We start from the raw sequence: 17,627 nt of genomic DNA on the forward strand, positions 1-17,627 counted from the left end.
TCAGCGCGTCGAACGGATCTTCTCGTAATGCCGCGCGGCGCGTGCCCGGTTGCCGCAGGCGACGGAGCACCATTCGCGCCGCGGATGCGTCTTCATGAAGTAGAGCACGCACCCCGGAGCGTGACAGGCGCGCAGTTTGGCCGCGTCCGGTCCGCCGAGGAGTGCGATGGATTCTCGTGCCACGCGGGCCAAACCGGTGACGATCGGCGAAGTGCCGCGCGAGAAGCTCTCCCGCAGTTTCCCGCCGACGAGGGTCAGCTGGGGGACCGGCAGGTGGGTCACGAGGTCGTTCAGGTCGCCGAGAGCGGTGTCCAGATTCACGGTCGCGGGCTGCCGGTCGTCGGCGGTGACCTGGGCGGCGAGCCGGCGGACGGCGTCGCGGAGCCGGCGCGCCAGGGCGAGTTCGGCCGCGGACGACTGCCGGGCTCCGCGTTCGACGCCGACGTCGTCGAGCCACGCGTCGAGGTCTTCGCGCGTGCGGAGGTCGTCGTGGAGCCCGCTCGTGTCGGCCCAGACGGTCGCCATCAGGCGGACCGGCACGACCTCGTCCGCCAGCATGCCCATGGCCGAGACCGTATCACGGATGGAACGGGTTGCATCCGTGAGAAGCAGCTGCTAGAACTTCTCACGGAAACTCACGGAGCAACCCGTGAGAAAGGGAGGGTGTCATGAGCCCGGCGATCCACCAGGCTTTCCACGCCGGCGAACTGGCGGTCCAGCGCGAGGCCGGAGTCGAACAGCAGGCCGCGCGCTTGTCGCGGATGGCCGAACCGGCCGGGATTTCCGCGGGAATGGCGGGCTTCCTGGCCGAGCGGACGGTCCTGGTCGTGACCGGACGCGACGCCGGCGGGCGGCTGTGGACCTCGCCCATCGTCGGCCCGCCCGGGTTTCTGGAAACCACGTCGGAGACCACGCTCGCCGTCCGCGGCGCGTTGCCGGAGGGCGATCCGCTGCACGGGCTCCCGGCGGGGCAGCTGCTCGGCATGACGAGCATCGAGTTCGCCACCCGCCGCCGGGTCCGGATCAACGGCAGCCTCGTCGCCGCGGCCGATGACCGCCTGATCGTGGCGGTCGAGCAGGCGTACGGCAACTGCCCGCAGTACATCCAGCAGCGCGTGCTCTCGGAGGAAGTCGCGCCGACAACAGCGGCCCGAGAGCGCCCGGAACTGAGCCCGGGCGACACCGAGCTGATCCGGGCAGCGGACACGTTCTTCCTCGGCACCATCAACCCCGAGCACGGTGCGGACGCGTCCCACCGCGGCGGCGCGCCCGGCTTCGTCCGGGTCGAGGGAAATGCGGTGTGGTGGCCCGATTATCCCGGCAACAACCTGTTCAACAGCCTCGGCAACATCGCCGCGAACCCGGAAGCCGCGCTGCTCTTCTTCGACTTCGCCGCCGGCCGGATCCTGCAAGTCTCCGGCACCGCCGCGATCGAATGGGGCGAAGCGGGCCGCTCCGGCGACGACGGCTACACCGGCCGGATCGTCCGGCTCGCAGTGCAACGCGTCGTTTCCGGCCGTCCGGTGGCCCGCCAGGTCGCGCACCGGCCGTATCCGCGCAATCCCCAGCTCATCCCGTGAAAGGACCCTTGTGATGACCGAAGCACGACCGCCGTTCCCGCCGTTCGATCTCTCCGCCGCACTACAGAAAGTCCAGGCCGCCGAGGACGCGTGGAACACCCGGGACCCGGAGAAGGTCTCGCTCGCGTACACGCCGGATTCGGTGTGGCGCAACCGCGACACCCACGTGGTCGGCCGGGCCGCGATCGTCGAGTTCCTCGCCGCGAAGTGGGAACGCGAGCGGGATTACGCGCTGCGCAAGGGATTGTGGGGATTCCGCGAGAACCGCATCGCGGTCCGGTTCCAGTACGAGAGCCGCGACGCGGACGGGCAATGGTGGCGCAGCTACGGCAACGAACTGTGGGAGTTCGCCGAGAACGGGCTGATGAGCCGGCGCGAGGCGTCGATCAACGACCGGCGGATCGAGGAGTCCGAGCGGCGCATCTTCGGGCCGCGGCCGGAAGCCGAGCGCGGGGCCGATTTCCCACTATGGTGAAAGCACTGTGGTGAAAGAAAAGAACCCGGCTGCCCTTCCGGTGGGTATCGGAAGGACGGCCGGGCCGGTGCCGCGTTCGCGGGGTTGGGGGAACGCGGGCTCCGCTCAGGCGCCGGTGCGCGCCTGCCGTTTGCGGGAGACCAGCCGCCAGCCGACGGCGAGCACCACGACGATCGCCGGGATCGAGTAGAACGCGATCTTCTCGGCTCCGTCGGAGAATCCCATCAGCACCACGACCAGCAGGAGGAATCCGAGCGTGGCCCAGCCGGTGTAGGGCGCGCCGGGCATGCGGTAGCCGGGCCGCTCCAGTTCGCCGCGCAACGCCGCTTGGCGCATCCGCATCTGCGAATACACCAGGGTCGCCCAGGTCGCGACCACGCCGAGTGAGGCGACCGCGGTGGCGATGTCGAAGGCTTCCTTCGGCACCAGGTAGTTCAGCACCACGCCGAGCACGTAGGCCACGGACGTGAAGAGAATCCCGCCGTAGGGCACGTGCCGCGAGTTCATCTTGCCGACGAACTTCGGCGCTTCGCCCTCGTCGGCGAGCGCGCGCAGGATGCGGCCGGTGGAGTACAGCCCCGAGTTGCACGAGGACAGCGCGGCGGTGAGGACGACGGCGTTCATCACGTCGCCGATGCCGCCGATGCCCAGCCGCGAGAACACCGTGACGAACGGGCTTTCGCCGCCGTTGTAGAACGGCCACGGCAGCAGCATCGCCAGCAGCAGCACCGAACCGACGTAGAAGACGCCGATCCGCCACACGACGCCGTTGATCGCCTTCGGCAGCACCTTGCGCGCGTCCTTGGTCTCGCCGGCCGCGATGCCGACGACCTCGATCGCGGAGTAGGCGAACACGACCGCCTGCAGCGTCATCAGCGCGATGCCGACGCCGGCCGGGAAGAACCCGCCGTGGTTGGTCAGGTTGTGCACGCCGGCGGGGCTGCCGCCGATGTTCGCGCCGGTGAGCACGAGCCCGAGGGCGGTCACCAGGAACACGATGATCGCCAGCACCTTGACGACGGAGAACCAGAACTCCAGCTCCCCGAACAGCTTCACGCTCAGCAGGTTGACCGCCATGAGCACGCCGAGCGCGACGAGCGCGGTGATCCACTGCGGCACGTCCGGCAGCCACTTGTGCACGTAGATCGCGACCGCGGTGATCTCCGCGATCCCGGTCATCGCCCAGTTCAGCCAGTACATCCAGCCGGACACGAACCCGGCCCAGGGGCCGATGAACTTGCGGGCGTAGGTGACGAAACTGCCGGAGCTGGGCTGGTGCAGCACGAGCTCGCCGAGCGCCCGCATCACGAAGTAGGCCGCGATGCCGCACAGCGCGTAGGAAAGGACCAGCGACGGCCCCGCTTCGTGGAGCCGCCCGCCCGCGCCGAGGAAGAGCCCGACCCCGATCGCCCCGCCGATCGCGATCATCTGCACCTGGCGGTTGCCCAGTGCTTTCGTGTAGTTGTCGCCCTCTTTGGCGACCACTGTGGATTCCATGGTTGCGTGACGCTAGCGGTACCGCCCCGCGTGACGCAGCACACCTAGGCTGGACTTAAGGTGTGCTCCAGATCACCGTGGAGGAACCGGGTAAATCGGGCAGGACCCGTTTGACTTCCGGAAATCGCGCTGGAGCTGCGCGGACGTCCACGGTGGACGGTGCGGGCTGAGACTTTCGGGTAATCCGGGGCGTCCGCGAGGGTATTCGGCGCGCAAAGGCCCGCGGCGGTCACCGGAACGGGCGACGCTCCGGCCGGGCGGCTATTCCACAGTGGACCGAGGTGCTTACGTGGACGCGCCGGGAGCGGCCCGGCGCGGGCGCGCGAGGAGGTGCCGATGACGGCCACGGCGGAGGGGATCCGGGAGGAACCGGCGCCGGCGGCGCTGTCCCGGCGCAGGATCCGCGCGGTGTTCGGCGCGGTGCTGCTCGGCATGCTGCTGGCCGCGCTGGACCAGACGATCGTCGGGACCGCGCTGCCCACCATCGTCGGCGACCTCGGCGGGGCCGGGCACCTGTCCTGGGTCGTCACCGCGTACCTGCTGGCCGAGACGATCATGACGGTCGTCGTCGGCAAGCTCGGCGACCTCTTCGGCCGCAAGCTGATGTTCCAGCTTTCGGTGGTCGTGTTCGGCATCGGCTCGTTCTTCTGCGGCTTCGCCGACAGCATGACCTGGCTGATCGTCTGGCGCGCCGTCCAGGGCCTCGGCGGCGGCGGGCTGATGGTCACCTCGACCGCGCTGATCGCCGACGTCGTCCCGCTGCGCGAACGCGGCAAGTACCAGGGCGCGCTCGGTTCGGTGTTCGGCGTCGTCACCGTGGCCGGGCCGATGCTGGGCGGGCTGTTCGTCGACCACCTGTCCTGGCGCTGGGCGTTCTACGTCAACATCCCGCTGGCCGTGGTGGTGCTCGCGGTCGCCGCGTCGGCGATGCCGAGCGTGCGCGCGGCGGTCAAACCGGTGATCGACTACCTCGGCATCCTGCTGATCGGCCTCGCCGCGACCGGGCTGACGCTCGTCACGAGCTGGGGCGGCACCACGTACGCGTGGGGTTCGCCGGTGATCCTCGGCATGGCCGCGGGCTCGGTGGTGCTGCTGGGCGCGTTCGTCGCGGTCGAACTGCGCGCGCCGGAGCCGATGCTGCCGATGCGGCTGTTCCGGAACCCGGTGTTCACCGTCGCCGGGATCATGAGCTTCGTCGTCGGGTTCGCGATGCTCGGCGCGCTGTCCTATCTGCCCACCTACATGCAGTACGTCCAGGGCGTCTCGGCCACGACGTCCGGCGTGCGGCTGCTGCCGATGGTGCTCGCCCTGCTGGTCGCCTCGATCCTGTCCGGCACGCTGGTGAGCCGCACCGGGAAGTACAAGATCTATCCGCTCGCCGGGTCCGCGGTGATGACGGCCGGGCTGTATCTGCTGTCGCGGCTCGGCGCGCACACCGGGTTCTGGGAATCCGCGCTCTACATGGCGGTGCTCGGCCTCGGGATCGGCCTCGGCATGCAGGTGCTGACCATCGCGGTGCAGAACACCGTGGACTACCAGGACCTCGGCGTCGCGACGTCCGGAGTGACGTTCCTGCGCTCGATCGGCAGTTCGTTCGGCGCGGCCATTTTCGGCACCGTCTACGCGAATCAGCTCGGCCCGAATCTCGCCAAGGCGCTGGCGCAACATCCGCTGCCGCCGGGCGTCGACCCGAAGGCGGTCCAGGTTCCGCTGGCTTTGCACCAGTTGCCCGCGGCGATTTCGGAACCGGTGATCAGCGCGTACGCGGATTCGCTGCACATCGTTTTCCTTTATGCCGCACCGGTCGGGCTGGTCGCTTTCGTGCTCGCGTTCTTTCTCAAGGAAATGCCGTTGCGCGACACCGCCCGCGCCGCCGCGCCGGATCTCGGCGACGGATTCGCGATGCCCGAAGCGCACGAGCACGACCGGGAACTCGAACGGGCCATCGCCACGCTGTTGTTCCGCGAACGCCGCAAAGCCGCGCCGGCGATCGTCGCGCGCGCCGGTTCGGAACTGGACGTCGGCGGCCTCTGGTGCGTTCTGCAGGTCCGGCTCCGGCAGCGCGCCGGGCGGGCCGCGACGCTCGAAGCGATCGGGGAGGACCACGGCGTCCCGGCGCAGGTGCTCGAACCGGCGTTCGCGCGGCTCGAACTGACCGGGCACCTGGAGTACGCGCGCGACAGCTGGTCGCTCACCGCGTCCGGCGCGCGCGAATGGGACAAGCTCGTGCGCGCGTGGCACGACTGGATCGCCGAACGGCTCGGCGACTGGGGCGGTGGGGACCGGTCCGAACTGGACGCCGCGATCACCCGGGTGGCGACCCGGATCCTCGACCAGGGCGCCGACCGGGCCGGAGGACGGCACGCGCTGACGTGAAATCGGGGGGAAATTCCCCAGCGCGGCGGGAAACCGTTGCGAAACCGGTACCGCCGGGAGAGCGGGTGCGGCGGCCTCGCCGTTTCGGACAGCCCGTTAGCATCTGCGTGTCGGACACCCTCTACTGTTCCGGGATCATGTCGGTGGATGAATCTGTGCTCACGACTTCGGACGACGCGAACGGCTCCGCCGCCTCGGCCAGCGTTCCCGTCCGGTCCCGCCTCGCCGCGTGGCTGCCCCTCGCCGCCGCGGCGCTCGGCCTGCTCTCGTTCCTGCTCGTGCGCGGGAGCCTCACCGACGACGGGTACATCACCCTGTCCTACGCGAAGAATCTCGCGGTGCACGGCGAATGGGCGCTCGTGCCGGGCTCGGTGGCGAACTCGGCGACGTCGCCGCTCGACGTCCTGCTGCTCGGCTTCCTGACCTTCGTCACCCGGATCAGCGGCTCCGCGCACCCGGTGCTGGCGCTCGGCGCGCTCACCGTGCTGAGCAGCGCGGCGATCGGCTGGGCGTGGGCGCGGCTGACCCGCCGCTTCGGGCTCTCGCCGTGGGTCGGCGTGCTCGGCCTGCTGCTGGTGATCGCGAACCCGTTCCTGCTGTCGGCCACCGGCCTCGAGGTGCTGCTGGTCCCGACCGTCCTGCTGTGGCTCGTGGTGGCCGCGCTGGAGAAGCGGCCGGTGCTGTTCGGCGCGGTCGCCGCGCTGACCGTGCTGACCCGGCTCGACCTGGTCGTGTTCGTCCTCGTGATCGCGTTCTCGACGGCGGCGATCCGGAAGAAGTTCTGGACGGCCGTGGCCACCGCGGTCCTCGTGTCCGCGCCGTGGTTCCTCACCAGCTGGTTCGCGCTCGGCTCGTTCATCCCCGACACGCTGGTGATCAAGCAGGACCAGGAAGGCCTTTTCGGCGCCTGGGGCTACTTCAGCGGCCCGATGATGTACTTCCTGTACCTGCCCTTCACCGTGATGGTCGCCTTCGCCTCGGCGCTGGTCGGCGTGACCGTGCTGCTCGGCTGGCTCGCCCTGCGCTTCGCCCGCAGCTGGGACGACTTCCCGCGGCTGGCCCCGGTCGTCGCGCTCGGCGCGGGCGGCGTCATCTATTACATCGTCTACTCGACCCTCGGCGTCGGCCCGTACCACTGGTACTACGTGACCCCGATCGTCAGCACGGCGTCGTTCGCGGTCCTGATGATCGGCGTCTGGCACGCCGAGACGAAGAAGCGGCCGAAGCTGAACCGCGTCCCGCCGCTCGTCGCGCTCGGCCTCGGCGGCGCGGTCGCGCTCGCCAACGTGGGCGTGGACCTCGCGCAGGGCGTGCCGTGGCCGTCGCCGGTCATCTTCGGCAACTGGGCCAGCTCGACCGACTACGCCCGCGTCGGCAAGGAACTCGGCGCGCGGCTGCAGGGCAAGTCGGTGGCCGGGCCGGGCGAGATCGGCACCCTGGCGTACTACTGCGACTGCCAGATCCTCGACGTCTTCTCCGACCGCAGCCAGGTCACGATGATCGTGAACAAGCGGCTCGCCGAGGACGGCTTCGTCAGCAAGACGATCCTGCGGATCAACTACCACTGGTTCAAGCGGCTGCCGCTGCGCAAGCCGGACTACCGGCTGCTGTACGACAAGGGCCCGGGCCATGGTCCGGACCAGTGGACCGTCTACTCCGCGGCCAAGGGCGTCGGGCATTTCACCCTCGTGCCGTTCGACCGCTGACGCGCCGGGCGGTTTCCGGATACGGTCGGTGCCATGGCTAAGGGCGAGGCCGTCGAGCTTCAGGTGGGGGACCGGACGGTCCGGGTGTCCAACCCGGACCGGGTCTACTTCCCGGCGCGCGGCGAGACGAAGCTCGATCTCGTCCGCTACTACCTCTCGGTCGGCGACGGGATCGTGCGCGCGCTGCGGGAACGGCCGTGCATGCTGCACCGGTTCCCCTCCGGCGTGACCGGCGAGAAGGTGCACCAGAAGCGCGTGCCGAACGGTGCGCCGCCGTGGCTGGAGACGGTGCGGGTGCAGTTCCCGCGCTACCACCGGCACGCCGACGAGCTGTGCGTGACCGAACTGGCGCATGTCGTTTGGGCGGTGCAGATGTCCACTGTGGAGTTTCATCCGTGGAACTCCCGGCGCGCCGACACCGAACGGCCGGACGAGTGGCGGATCGATCTCGACCCGATGCCGGAATGCGGGTTCGGCACGGTGCGCCGGGTCGCGCACGTCGCCGAGGAGGTCCTCGGCGAGCTGGGCATCCGCGGCTGGCCCAAGACGTCCGGCGGCAGCGGGATGCACGTCTACGTCCGGATCGAACCGCGCTGGGGGTTCGCCGACGTCCGGCGGGCGGCGCTGGCGTTCGCCCGCGAGGTCGAGCGGCGGGCCCCGGACGACGTCACCACGACCTGGTGGCGCAAGGACCGCGACCCGAAGAAGCTGTTCGTGGACTACAACCAGAACGCCAGGGACCACACGATCGCCAGCGCCTATTCGGTGCGCGGCGTGCCCGAGGCGCTGGTGTCCACGCCGATCCGCTGGGACGAGGTCGACGACGTCGACCCGCACGACTGCACGATCGCGACCGTGCCCGCGCGGTTCGCCGAACTCGGCGATCTGCACGCGGGCATCGACGACACGGCGTACTCGCTCGAGCCGTTGCTGGAGTGGGCCGACCGGGACGGGTTGGAGGCAGAGGACTCCTGAGCGAACTCAATCGGGCGCCTGGCGTCATGGGGGAGCCTCCGCCGCGTCTCCCCGGGGAGCGAGCGGAGGATGCCACGATGGACGGTGCCGGGAGGAACGATCCGCTTGCCGTGCTCTACCGGCTGCATCACCAGCTGCGCGTGCTGTCGCCGGTGCTGACCGTCGCGTCCGGACGGCCGGAAACCAAGGCCATGCTCGACGGTCTCGAGGAGACCGTTTCCGAGGCGGCCGGCCTGCTCGCGACCGCGGAACCGGCCGCGCTGGCCGCGTTGCGGCAGGGGTTCGAGCACGCCCGGGTCGGCCGGGGCAACGAGGCGACGTCGGAGCTGATCACCGCGTACGGACGGCTGTCGGTGCTGCTGCGGAAGGACACGCCGCGCCGGGACGCGGCGGACGAGCCGACCGTGCGGTGGCGTTCGAAGTTCTGAGCTGTGCGGTTTTGCCCGGCGCCGGGCGAGGCATGCCAGGATGGCGGGCGACAGCCGGCTGAGCCCGGGCAGTGCGGCAGCGGGAGGACCACGTGGCCGAGCAGATCCTCGTCACCGGCGGTAGCGGACAACTGGGCCGGGTGGTCGTGGAACGGCTCCGGGCCGCGGAGGCGCCGGTGCGGGCGCTGAGCCGGCGGCGGCGGTCCAGCGAGGGCGTCCATTGGACGGCCGGCGACCTGCGCACGGGACGAGGCATCGACGTCGCGGTCGCCGGGGTCGGGACCGTGATTCATTGCGCGACGGACTACCGGCGGGAGGTCGAGACGGTCCGCACGCTGGTCGAGGCCGCGCGGTGGAGCGGGCAGGCACCGCATCTGGTGTACGTCTCGATCGTCGGCGCCGACCGGATCCCGATGGGGTACTACCAGGCGAAACTGGCCGCCGAGCAGCTGATCGCGGACTCCGGGATGCCGTACACGATCCTGCGGGCGACGCAGTTCCACTCGCTGGTGCGGACGATTCTCGCCGGCGCCGCGCGGCTGCCGGTGGTGCCGGTGCCGAAGTTCCGGTTCCAGCCCGTCGACGTGCGCGACGTCGCGGCCCGGCTCGTCTCGCTGGCCCAGGGCGGACCGCAGGGCCGGGTCGCCGACTTCGGCGGCCCGGAGGTGCGAACGACCGCGGACCTGGCGCGTGCCCTGCTCGCCGCGTCCGGAAAGGACAAACGGCTCGTTTCGGTGCCGGTGCCGGGGCGGGTTGCCCGGGGTTATGCGACTGGCGCGAATCTGGCGCCGGACCACGCGGACGGCGTCGTCACCTTCGAGCAGTATCTGGTGGAGCAGGGCAAGCCGACCGCGCTGCGGTATCGCTAGACCGCGGCCCGGCGGCGGACGGTCCGCTCCAGGATGCCGAGGGTCGCCTTGAGCGCCGATTCCGGGACGACCGGGAAGGTCAGCCGCTCCTTCCACTCGTCGCTGAGTTCCGACCAGTCGTAGTAGGACGTGACGCGGGTGCCGCCCTCGGCGGGCTCCAGCCGGTAGCCGTAGACGTGGCGGACGGGCGGGCGGAAGCTGCCCTCGACGGTCCAGGCGATTTCCTCGTCCTCGACGAACTTCGTGATGACCACCTCGACGTCGTACTTGCCGAGCGGCCGGTCGCCGAGCGCTTCCCGGTCCATGTGGACCACGAACCGGTCGCCGGCCTGGGTGACCGGTTCGCCCTCGGCGTCCATGAGCATGCCGGACGCGTCGATGTCGACGTGGCCCTGCGGGTCGGAGAGAACCGCGAAGACGGCGGCGGCCGGGGCGGGGATGAAGCGGGAGACCTCGAGACGTTCGTTCATATCATCGACCATAGCAGAAATAATCGATGATTTACGGTCAACTCCGGACGAAGAAGTGCCAGCCGACCCACCACCAGGCCAGCACGAGCGCGATCCGGGTCGACCGCTTGCGCATCAGCGCGGCCAGCACGCGCGTCAGCGGCGGGATCTTCTTCGGGAACAGATGGCTGCCCAGCCACAGCAGGAGAGCGGCGGCCACGATCGCGCCGAAGCCGATTTCGGTGATCACCCTGCTGCTCACGCCGCCCTCCTCGCGGCGGCGGCCGCACGAAGCATGGCGAGCCCGCCGGCGACCCAGACCCCGAGCGCGAGAGCTTGCACGACGCGGTTGTCGAGCATCGGGTCGACGAGGTCGCTCATCGTGGGATGGGTGAGCGACAGCCCGCCCGCGGCTTGCTCGTAGACGAACGAGACGAGTTCCCAGACACACCAGGAGATCGCCAGCGCGACCCAAAGCCAGCCGCGGCGCGGGACTGGTTGCGGAGGGAGCGAGGGGTCCCGCCATTCCACGACGAGCGCGCCGACGCCGATTGCGGTGATGGCGAGGAACATCGGCACGGTTTGCCGGCCGAACACCAGCGCTACCAGGCTGACGGCGACGATCAACGAGGCGCCGGGCAGGCGGATGGCGGGCGCGAGGAGGACGTCGGCGGGGGCGGGGCGGCGTTCGGTGAAGATCAGCAGGAGCGCGGCGGCGAAGAAGATCACGCCGTCGGCGGGAGCGTCGCGGATCCAGTGCGCGAGGGAGGCGATGAGGAGCGCGGCGACCGGGAGATCGACAACGGGCCGAGGCACCGGATAGTCCGCCGCGTGCCGTTCGGGAACTGCCATGCGACGCACCCCATTCCGTGCCGGTCCTGCTTGGGGGACAACGCGAAAGGGGGTGAATGGCTTCCCGGACGGGCGATCTTTTCGGGAGTCGGCTGGACCTGTCGGGCTTCGGCGGAGCAGGGCCGTTGCCAGGGTCACCGCACGGGGCGGCGGCGGTTGAAGCAGGACGAGCCGTCGAGGAGCCAGCTGCCGCGGGCAGGTCGGGTCAGCCGGGCAGCAGGAGACGATCCGCGGAGAGGTCAGCCGGCCTCGTGCAGGGCCGCCAGCAGGGATGACGCTCGGTGGTCCACATCCTCGGCCTGGAGTTCGTTCGTCACGAACGAGAACGACAACCCCCGCGTCGGCCACGCACCATGGCGGCCGCCGCCGGCACCGGAGTGGCCGAAGGCTGCGGGGTCGGCTTCGGCGGGGCCGTAGGTGCCGATCGGGTCCGCCAGTTCGAAGCCCAGGCCGAAGCGGAGTGGGCGGTCGTTGATCGCGTCGGTGCCTTCGGACCAGGTGCGGGTGGCTTGGGCGAGCACGTCGCCGGGGACGAGGTTGCCCGAGCGGAGCAGGTCGTAGAGGCGGGCCATCGCGGTCGCGGTGCCGACGGCGCCGCCTGCGGCCAGCGTGGCGCCTCGGTACTCGGGCGAGTTCATCGAGTCGCCCGAATCGAGCAGGCCGCGGTACATCCGTTCGACGATCCGGCGGCGTTCCTCGTCCTGGAGGAACGTGCTGATCCGGTAGCCGGGCGCGCGCCGCAGGAAAGCGACCGGGACGGTCGGCGGGGTGCCGAGCCGCAGGTCGAGGCCGTACGGCGCGGCGAGGAGGTCGCGGATCAGGGCGCCCAGGTCCGCTCCGGTGACGCGCCGGGCCAGTTCGGTGGCGAGGTAGCCGTAGGTGAGCGCGTGGTACGCGACCTTCGTGCCGGGTGTCCACAGTGGACGTTGGGCGGCGAGGGCCTCGGCGTTCGCCGCGTTGTCCAGCATGGGCAAGTCGGCCTCGACGTAGGGCAGGCCGACGGTGTGCGAGAGGACCTGGGAGACCGGCACGTCCTCCTTGCCCGCGGCGGCGAATTCCGGCCAGTAGCGGGCGACGCGTTCGTCCGGGTCGAGTTTTCCCTGTGCGGTCAGCATCGCCAGGACGGTCGCGACCACGCCCTTGGTGCCGCTGAACAACACCGCGCGGGTGTCCTGGGTCCACGGCACCCCGTCCGCCGCCGAGCCGCCCCACAGTTCCACCACCGGGGCGCCGTCGCGGAACACGCTGAACGCGGCTCCGCCGGTGGTCGCTTCGACGAGGTCGCCGAACGCTTCCCGCACGGCCTCGTAACCGGGCTTCACCGCACCGCTGAAAGTCATTCACAACCTCGGGGTCGTAGCGAGAAGTTCGCTGGTGTACTCGTGCGAAGGGGAATTGAGCACCGTTTCGACCGGGCCTTCCTCGACGATCTCGCCGCCGCGCAGCACCGCGATCCGGTCCGCGACCTCCGGGGCGAGGGCGATGTTGTGCGTCACGAACAGCATCGCCATGCCGAGCTCCCGGCGCAGCTCGCCGAGCAGTTCCACGATCGTGGCCTGCACGGAGACGTCCAGCGCCGAAGTGACCTCGTCGCACACCAGGACGTCCGGCGTGGTGACGAGCGCGCGGGCGATGGCGGCGCGTTGCCGTTCGCCGCCGCTGAGCTGGTCCGGCAGCCGGTTCGCGAGGTCGTGGCGCAGGCGGACCCGGTCCAGCGTCTCCGCGACGCGTTCGCGCCGCTCGGTGCGGGAGAGGGAAGTCAAGCGCACCAACGGAACCTCGATCGACTGCGCGATCGTCTTGCGCGGGTTCAGCGACGAGAACGGGCTCTGGAAGACGTACTGGATCCGCCGCAGCTCATCGGTGCTGCGCTGCCGGGCCGCCGGGGCGAGCGGGGTGCCTTCGAGCGCGACGGTCCCGGTGAAGCCGCGGTTCAGTCCGGCGATGCACTGCGACAGCGTGGTTTTCCCGGAACCGGACTCGCCGAGCAGCATCACGCTTTCCCCGCGCGTCACGGCGAGATTGATGCCGCGCAACACTTTCTGCTGCCCATAGGACACCCGGATGTCGCGCGCGGCCAGCACCGCGTCGGCTGGCGGGGGAGCAGCGGCGGGCTCCGTGTCGAGGTCGGGCACCGCGGCGAGGAGCCGCTTCGTGTACGCGTGCTTCGGCCGCCGCAGCACCTCGTCGGCGACGCCGCATTCGACCAGATCCCCTAGGTACATCACGGCAACCCGGTCCGCGAGCTGCGCGACCACGGCGAGATCGTGCGTGATGTAGAGCGCCGCGACGCCGTGCTCGGACGTCAGCTGCCGCACCGTTTCCAGCACCAGCGCCTGCGTCTTCACGTCGAGGCCGGTGGTGGGCTCGTCCAGCACGACCACGCTCGGCCGGCACGCGAAAGCCATCGCGATGCCGACCCGCTGCTGCTGCCCGCCGGACAGCTGATGCGGGTATCGCCGCTGGTAGGCCTCGTCGGACGGCAGCCCGACCTCGGCGAGCACCTCGGCCACCCGCTGGTCAACGGACCCGGCGTAGCCGTGCGTTTCGAGCACCTCGGCGATCTGCCGGCCGACCCGCAGCGCGGGGTTCAGCGACAGCGCCGGGTCCTGCGGGATGTACGCGACGGCACTGCCGCGCAACTGGCGGCGGGCCGCATCGTCGAGCGTCAGCACGTCGACTGGTTCGCCGTCGCGTGGACGCAGCAGCACCTGGCCGCCGCCGGACACCAGCCCGCGCCGGAAATGGCCCAGCGCGGCCAGCCCGGCGGTCGTCTTGCCGGAACCGGATTCGCCGACGAGCGCGAGCACCTCGCCGGGCGCGATCTCGTACGAAACCGAATGCAGCACCGGGCGGCCCGCCGTCGTGCGCACGGCCAGTCCGGTCACCTCCAGCGCAGCGGTCATGCGCGCACCTCCCGGGTCCGCCCGGCCGCGGCCGAGGCGAGCGAGTCGGCGACGAGGTTCGTCCCGACGGCCAGCACCGCGATCGCGGCCACCGGGAGCAGCACGCCCCACGGCTGCACGACGAGCGCGATCCGGTTCTCGTTGATCATCAGGCCCCAGTCCGCGGCCGGCGGCTGGATGCCGAGCCCGAGGAACGACAGCGAGGCGATGTAGCCGATCGAATACGTCAGCCGCAGCCCCAGTTCCACCATCAGCGGGCCGGTGATGTTCGGCAGGATCTCGCGCAGCAGGATCCGGCTGCGCGGCACGGCGTACATCTCGGCGGCGCGGATGTAGTCGTGGTTGCGCACCGAAACCGTGGCCTGCCGGGCGACCCGCGCGGTCCGCGGCGCGTGCGTCAGCCCGATGACCAGCACCAGCAGCCAGCCCTTCGGGCCGATCACCGCGATCGCCAGCAACGCGATGACCAGCTGCGGGAACGACAGCAGCACGTCGTTGCCGCGCATCAGCAGGCTGTCCAGCCAGCCGCCGCCGTACCCGGCGATCATCCCGAGCAGCGCGCCGAGCACGATGCCGAGCGCGGTGGCCAGGACCGCGTACAGCAGCAGCGTGGTGCCGCCCGCCAAAAACCGGGTGAGGACGTCGCGGCCGAGACCGTCGGTGCCCATCAGGCCGTCGGGTTTGAACGGCTTCCCGGCGAAGTCGGTGGTGGTGTGCCCGGTGAGGACCGGTCCGAGCCAGGGGCCGACCAACGCCACGAGAATCACGGCTCCGGCCAGCACCGCGCCGACCTTGGCCTGCGGGAACGCCCAGGCGGTGCGGATCAGCCCGGCCGCGCGCGGCGGCGTTTCCGGGACGGCGGGCACCACCTGTTCTTCTTCGACCGCGGTCATCGCACTGCCTCCGTCCGGAGCTTGGGGTCGGCGAGGATGCCGATCACGTCGGCCAGCAGGTTCACCACGATGTAGACCGCGGCGATCAGCAGCGTCACCGCCTGGACGACGGCGACGTCGCGTTTGCCGACCGCGTCGATCAGCGCCTGGCCGATGCCGGGATAGCGGAACAGGAATTCGACCACCACGACGCCGCCGGCCAGCCAGGCCAGCTGGATCGCGACGACCTGCGCGACCGGCCCGACCGCGTGCGGCAAGGCGTGCCGCAGCAGCACCGTCCGCTCGCGCATTCCCTTGAGCCGCGCCATTTCCACGTACCCGGAGTCGAGGACTTCGCTCATCGTCGCGCGCATCATCCGCGTGATGTACGGGGTCACGACGAGCACGAGCGTGAGCACCGGCAGGACGAGCTGACTCGGCTGCGCCCACACCGCTTCGCCGGGCGGCGTGAGCGTGACCGAGGGCAGGACGCGGAACACCGTCGTCGCGAAGAGGACAATGAGCGCCACGCCGATCACGAACTCCGGCAGCGCCGCGATCACCAGGCTGATGCCGGACACGACCTGGTCGCTGGCGCGGCCGCGGCGCATCGCGGTCCAGGTGCCGAGCGCGAGCCCGAGCGGCGTGGCGATCACCGCGGCGAGCACGAGCAGCACGAGCGAGGCCGACACCCGGTCCGCGAGCAGCGTCGTGACCGGGCCCTGGGTCGAGGTCGAGGTGCCGAGGTCGCCAGTGAACAGGCCGCCCAGCCACGAAAGGTAGCGCTGCCAGACCGGTTCGTCGAGGTGCAGCTGGTGCTGCAGCGCGGCGATCCGCTCCGGAGTCGCCTGCTGGCCGAGGATCGCCCGCGCCGGATCGCCCGGCAGCAGCAGCGTCGCGACGAACACCAGCAGCGTGACCAGCCACAGCACCACGAGGCTCACGAGCAGCCGTTTCAGGATCAGCCGGCTCATGCCGCGCCTCCTTCCGCCGTGCCGAGCCAGACCTGGCGGAACTGGTAGCCCGACAGCGAGATCCCGGTCCGGTCCGGCACGAATCCGGCCACATAGGACTGGTAGGCGTCGACCTGGTCGACGAAACCCCAGACGATCAGCCCGCCGCGCTCGTACTCGATCTGCTGCGCGCGGTGCAGCAGCTCGGTGCGCGCCTTGGGGTCCACCGTGGCGCTCGCCCGGGTGACGAGGCCGGTGAATTCCGGGTCGTTCCAATGGGTTTCGTTGTACGGCGCTTTCGGCAGCGCGCCGGACGCGACCTGCGGCAGGTAGTTGCGCGTGTACCAGAAGTCCTGCGCGAAATCCCAGGACAGGTAGTTCTCGCCGTAGAACGTGGTGGTGTCGACCTTCCGGATCCGCACGTTCACGCCGGCCGCCTTGGCCTGCTGCTGGAACACCTGCGCGGCCTCGACCGCGCCGGCCTGGATCGGCGCGGTGACCAGTTCGATGTCCAGAGTCGGCTTCCCCGCTTCGGCGAGCAGGCGTTTCGCCTCGGCGATGTTCTGCTTCCGCTGCGGCAGCTGCCGGTTGTACGCCGGGTCGAAGGGTGCGTAGAGGTCGTTGCCGACCCGGCCCTGCCCGCTGAGCACCTGGTTGATCATCTGCTCGCGGTCGACCACCAGGCGCAGCGCCTGCCGTACGCGGACGTCGTCGAACGGCGGCCGGTCGACGCGCATGGTGAACGGCAGCCAGGTGCCGGTTTCCGACCGCAGCACCTGGATCCGCGGGTCGCTGCGGAGCACGTCCACGAGCGCGACCGGGACCTGGTCGATCGCGTCCACTTGGGACGAGAGCAGGGCGTTGATCCGGGCGTCGTCGTCGGCGAAGTTGATGAGCGACAACCGGTCGAGATACGGCTGGCCCGGCCGCCAGTAGTGCTCGTTGCGCACGAAGGTGCTCTGCAGCCCGGCGGTGAACGTCTCGGCTTTGAACGGCCCGGTGCCGATCGGCCGCTTGACGTCGAAATCGTGCGGGACGATGCCGAGGCTGTACTGGCCGAGCAGGTCGTCGAAACCGGAATTCGGGGAGGTGAGGCGGAATTCGACGGTCCGGTCGCCGGTGGCGACGACCTCGCCGAGCATGGTCAGCCCGGCCGCGCCGCTCTTCGGGTCCTTCGGGTCGGTGATCCGGCGGAAGGTCGCGACGACGTCGGCCGGGGTCACCGGGCGGCCGTCGTGGAAGCGGATGCCCGACCGCAGCACGGCGGTCCAGGTGCGCGCGTCCGGCGAGGGCTTCAGCGATTCGGCGACCAGCATCTGGAGCCGGTAGTCGTGATCGCGCAGCAGCAGCGGTTCGTAGAGGTTGAGCACCCGGGCGATGTCCGGGTTGGTGGCGGGGATGTGCGGGTCGAGCGTGTCGGACGCGCCGCCGCCGGTGACTCCGACGCGGAGGGTGCCGCCTCGTTTGGGCGGTCCGGAGGGCACGGCCGCGGCGACGGTGGAGCCGCAGGCGGTCAGCAGGGGAGCGGTCCCGGCGAGCGTGGCGCCGGCGAGGGCCGCGGTGAGAATGCGGCGGCGGGAAACGCGGGTCGGTTTACATCGGGCTTCCATGGGCGACTTTCGAGCGGGTGTCGTGAGCGGCAATCCCGGTTAGAACCGGGATTGCCGCTCACGACACGGTGGGGGAGGG

At 70.5% G+C, this 17,627-nt stretch carries 17 protein-coding genes; 7 read left to right on the plus strand and 10 right to left on the minus strand.

What is annotated here, in order from left to right; genetic code table 11:
- Positions 1-564 carry a CGNR zinc finger domain-containing protein gene (locus F9C11_RS27515; protein ID WP_409180257.1) on the minus strand — a complete coding sequence of 188 codons (564 nt, stop codon included), beginning with the start codon at positions 562-564 and terminating at the stop codon, positions 1-3.
- A 104-nt stretch (positions 565-668) separates the two neighbouring features.
- Here F9C11_RS27515 and F9C11_RS27520 point away from each other — a divergent pair, with 104 nt between their 5' ends.
- Both F9C11_RS27520 and F9C11_RS27525 read left to right on the plus strand, forming a co-directional pair.
- Positions 669-1,580 (plus strand): pyridoxamine 5'-phosphate oxidase family protein, encoded by a 912-nt coding sequence (locus F9C11_RS27520; protein WP_409180258.1) that lies wholly within the window; start codon positions 669-671, stop codon positions 1,578-1,580.
- Between the two features lie 13 nt (positions 1,581-1,593).
- Positions 1,594-2,055: a nuclear transport factor 2 family protein gene (locus tag F9C11_RS27525; protein ID WP_409180259.1), complete on the plus strand. Its 462-nt coding sequence runs from the start codon at positions 1,594-1,596 to the stop codon at positions 2,053-2,055.
- Between the two features lie 105 nt (positions 2,056-2,160).
- Here the strand turns inward: F9C11_RS27525 and F9C11_RS27530 are convergent, their stop codons facing one another.
- Positions 2,161-3,552 carry an amino acid permease gene (locus F9C11_RS27530; protein ID WP_409180260.1) on the minus strand — a complete coding sequence of 464 codons (1,392 nt, stop codon included), beginning with the start codon at positions 3,550-3,552 and terminating at the stop codon, positions 2,161-2,163.
- A 336-nt stretch (positions 3,553-3,888) separates the two neighbouring features.
- On the opposite strand from F9C11_RS27530, the gene F9C11_RS27535 reads away from it, so the two are divergent.
- The 5 genes from F9C11_RS27535 to F9C11_RS27555 all read left to right on the plus strand — a co-directional run bounded on the left by F9C11_RS27535 (position 3,889) and on the right by F9C11_RS27555 (position 9,906).
- Positions 3,889-5,928, plus strand: coding sequence for an MDR family MFS transporter (locus F9C11_RS27535; RefSeq protein WP_409180261.1), 2,040 nt, complete (start codon positions 3,889-3,891; stop codon positions 5,926-5,928).
- A gap of 143 nt (positions 5,929-6,071) precedes the next feature.
- Positions 6,072-7,634 carry a hypothetical protein gene (locus F9C11_RS27540; protein WP_409180262.1) on the plus strand — a complete coding sequence of 521 codons (1,563 nt, stop codon included), beginning with the start codon at positions 6,072-6,074 and terminating at the stop codon, positions 7,632-7,634.
- 33 nt (positions 7,635-7,667) lie between these two features.
- Positions 7,668-8,609 (plus strand): non-homologous end-joining DNA ligase, encoded by a 942-nt coding sequence (gene ligD / locus F9C11_RS27545; protein WP_409180263.1) that lies wholly within the window; start codon positions 7,668-7,670, stop codon positions 8,607-8,609.
- Between the two features lie 77 nt (positions 8,610-8,686).
- The gene (locus F9C11_RS27550; protein ID WP_409180264.1) at positions 8,687-9,037 is read left to right on the plus strand and encodes a hypothetical protein; all 351 of its coding nucleotides are present in this window, start codon (positions 8,687-8,689) and stop codon (positions 9,035-9,037) included.
- A 92-nt stretch (positions 9,038-9,129) separates the two neighbouring features.
- The gene (locus F9C11_RS27555) at positions 9,130-9,906 is read left to right on the plus strand and encodes an SDR family oxidoreductase (protein ID WP_409180265.1); all 777 of its coding nucleotides are present in this window, start codon (positions 9,130-9,132) and stop codon (positions 9,904-9,906) included.
- On the opposite strand, the gene F9C11_RS27560 is transcribed toward F9C11_RS27555, so the two are convergent.
- From F9C11_RS27560 to F9C11_RS27595, 8 genes are all read right to left on the minus strand, one after another.
- On the minus strand, positions 9,903-10,376 hold the full coding sequence (locus F9C11_RS27560; protein ID WP_409180266.1) for an SRPBCC family protein: 474 nt from the start codon (positions 10,374-10,376) through the stop codon (positions 9,903-9,905). The two genes, F9C11_RS27555 and F9C11_RS27560, sit on opposite strands and share 4 nt — an antisense overlap.
- 37 nt (positions 10,377-10,413) lie before the next feature.
- Positions 10,414-10,617: a DUF6186 family protein gene (locus tag F9C11_RS27565; RefSeq protein ID WP_409180267.1), complete on the minus strand. Its 204-nt coding sequence runs from the start codon at positions 10,615-10,617 to the stop codon at positions 10,414-10,416.
- Complete coding sequence (locus tag F9C11_RS27570) at positions 10,614-11,207, minus strand: hypothetical protein (protein WP_409180268.1); 594 nt, start codon at positions 11,205-11,207, stop codon at positions 10,614-10,616. The genes F9C11_RS27565 and F9C11_RS27570 overlap by 4 nt, the downstream gene beginning before the upstream one ends.
- A 239-nt stretch (positions 11,208-11,446) precedes the next feature.
- Positions 11,447-12,547, minus strand: a complete 1,101-nt coding sequence (locus tag F9C11_RS27575; RefSeq protein WP_409180269.1) for a serine hydrolase domain-containing protein — start codon at positions 12,545-12,547, stop codon at positions 11,447-11,449.
- Entirely contained in the window at positions 12,548-14,113 is a 1,566-nt protein-coding gene (locus tag F9C11_RS27580) for an ABC transporter ATP-binding protein (protein ID WP_409180270.1), read from the minus strand.
- Positions 14,110-15,006, minus strand: a complete 897-nt coding sequence (locus F9C11_RS27585) for an ABC transporter permease (protein WP_409180271.1) — start codon at positions 15,004-15,006, stop codon at positions 14,110-14,112. Before F9C11_RS27585 ends, F9C11_RS27580 begins: the two co-directional genes overlap by 4 nt.
- Positions 15,003-15,959: an ABC transporter permease gene (locus F9C11_RS27590; protein WP_409180272.1), complete on the minus strand. Its 957-nt coding sequence runs from the start codon at positions 15,957-15,959 to the stop codon at positions 15,003-15,005. Before F9C11_RS27590 ends, F9C11_RS27585 begins: the two co-directional genes overlap by 4 nt.
- Complete coding sequence (locus tag F9C11_RS27595; protein WP_409180273.1) at positions 15,956-17,548, minus strand: ABC transporter substrate-binding protein; 1,593 nt, start codon at positions 17,546-17,548, stop codon at positions 15,956-15,958. Before F9C11_RS27595 ends, F9C11_RS27590 begins: the two co-directional genes overlap by 4 nt.
- Positions 17,549-17,627 lie beyond the last annotated feature (79 nt).

Origin of the sequence: Amycolatopsis sp. VS8301801F10, assembly GCF_046195355.1 — a bacterium.
Classification (GTDB): Bacteria; Actinomycetota; Actinomycetes; order Mycobacteriales; family Pseudonocardiaceae; genus Amycolatopsis.

Bases quoted from the DNA above. Each gene is read 5' to 3' on its own strand.
- F9C11_RS27515 (WP_409180257.1), bottom strand. From the start codon at position 564: ATGGGCATGCTGGCGGACGAGGTCGTGCCGGTCCGCCTGATGGCGACC.
- F9C11_RS27520 (WP_409180258.1), top strand. From the start codon at position 669: ATGAGCCCGGCGATCCACCAGGCTTTCCACGCCGGCGAACTGGCGGTC.
- F9C11_RS27525 (WP_409180259.1), top strand. From the start codon at position 1,594: ATGACCGAAGCACGACCGCCGTTCCCGCCGTTCGATCTCTCCGCCGCA.
- F9C11_RS27530 (WP_409180260.1), bottom strand. From the start codon at position 3,552: ATGGAATCCACAGTGGTCGCCAAAGAGGGCGACAACTACACGAAAGCA.
- F9C11_RS27535 (WP_409180261.1), top strand. From the start codon at position 3,889: ATGACGGCCACGGCGGAGGGGATCCGGGAGGAACCGGCGCCGGCGGCG.
- ligD (WP_409180263.1), top strand. From the start codon at position 7,668: ATGGCTAAGGGCGAGGCCGTCGAGCTTCAGGTGGGGGACCGGACGGTC.
- F9C11_RS27550 (WP_409180264.1), top strand. From the start codon at position 8,687: ATGGACGGTGCCGGGAGGAACGATCCGCTTGCCGTGCTCTACCGGCTG.
- F9C11_RS27560 (WP_409180266.1), bottom strand. From the start codon at position 10,376: ATGAACGAACGTCTCGAGGTCTCCCGCTTCATCCCCGCCCCGGCCGCC.
- F9C11_RS27570 (WP_409180268.1), bottom strand. From the start codon at position 11,207: ATGGCAGTTCCCGAACGGCACGCGGCGGACTATCCGGTGCCTCGGCCC.
- F9C11_RS27575 (WP_409180269.1), bottom strand. From the start codon at position 12,547: ATGACTTTCAGCGGTGCGGTGAAGCCCGGTTACGAGGCCGTGCGGGAA.
- F9C11_RS27580 (WP_409180270.1), bottom strand. From the start codon at position 14,113: ATGACCGCTGCGCTGGAGGTGACCGGACTGGCCGTGCGCACGACGGCG.
- F9C11_RS27585 (WP_409180271.1), bottom strand. From the start codon at position 15,006: ATGACCGCGGTCGAAGAAGAACAGGTGGTGCCCGCCGTCCCGGAAACG.
- F9C11_RS27590 (WP_409180272.1), bottom strand. From the start codon at position 15,959: ATGAGCCGGCTGATCCTGAAACGGCTGCTCGTGAGCCTCGTGGTGCTG.
- F9C11_RS27595 (WP_409180273.1), bottom strand. From the start codon at position 17,548: ATGGAAGCCCGATGTAAACCGACCCGCGTTTCCCGCCGCCGCATTCTC.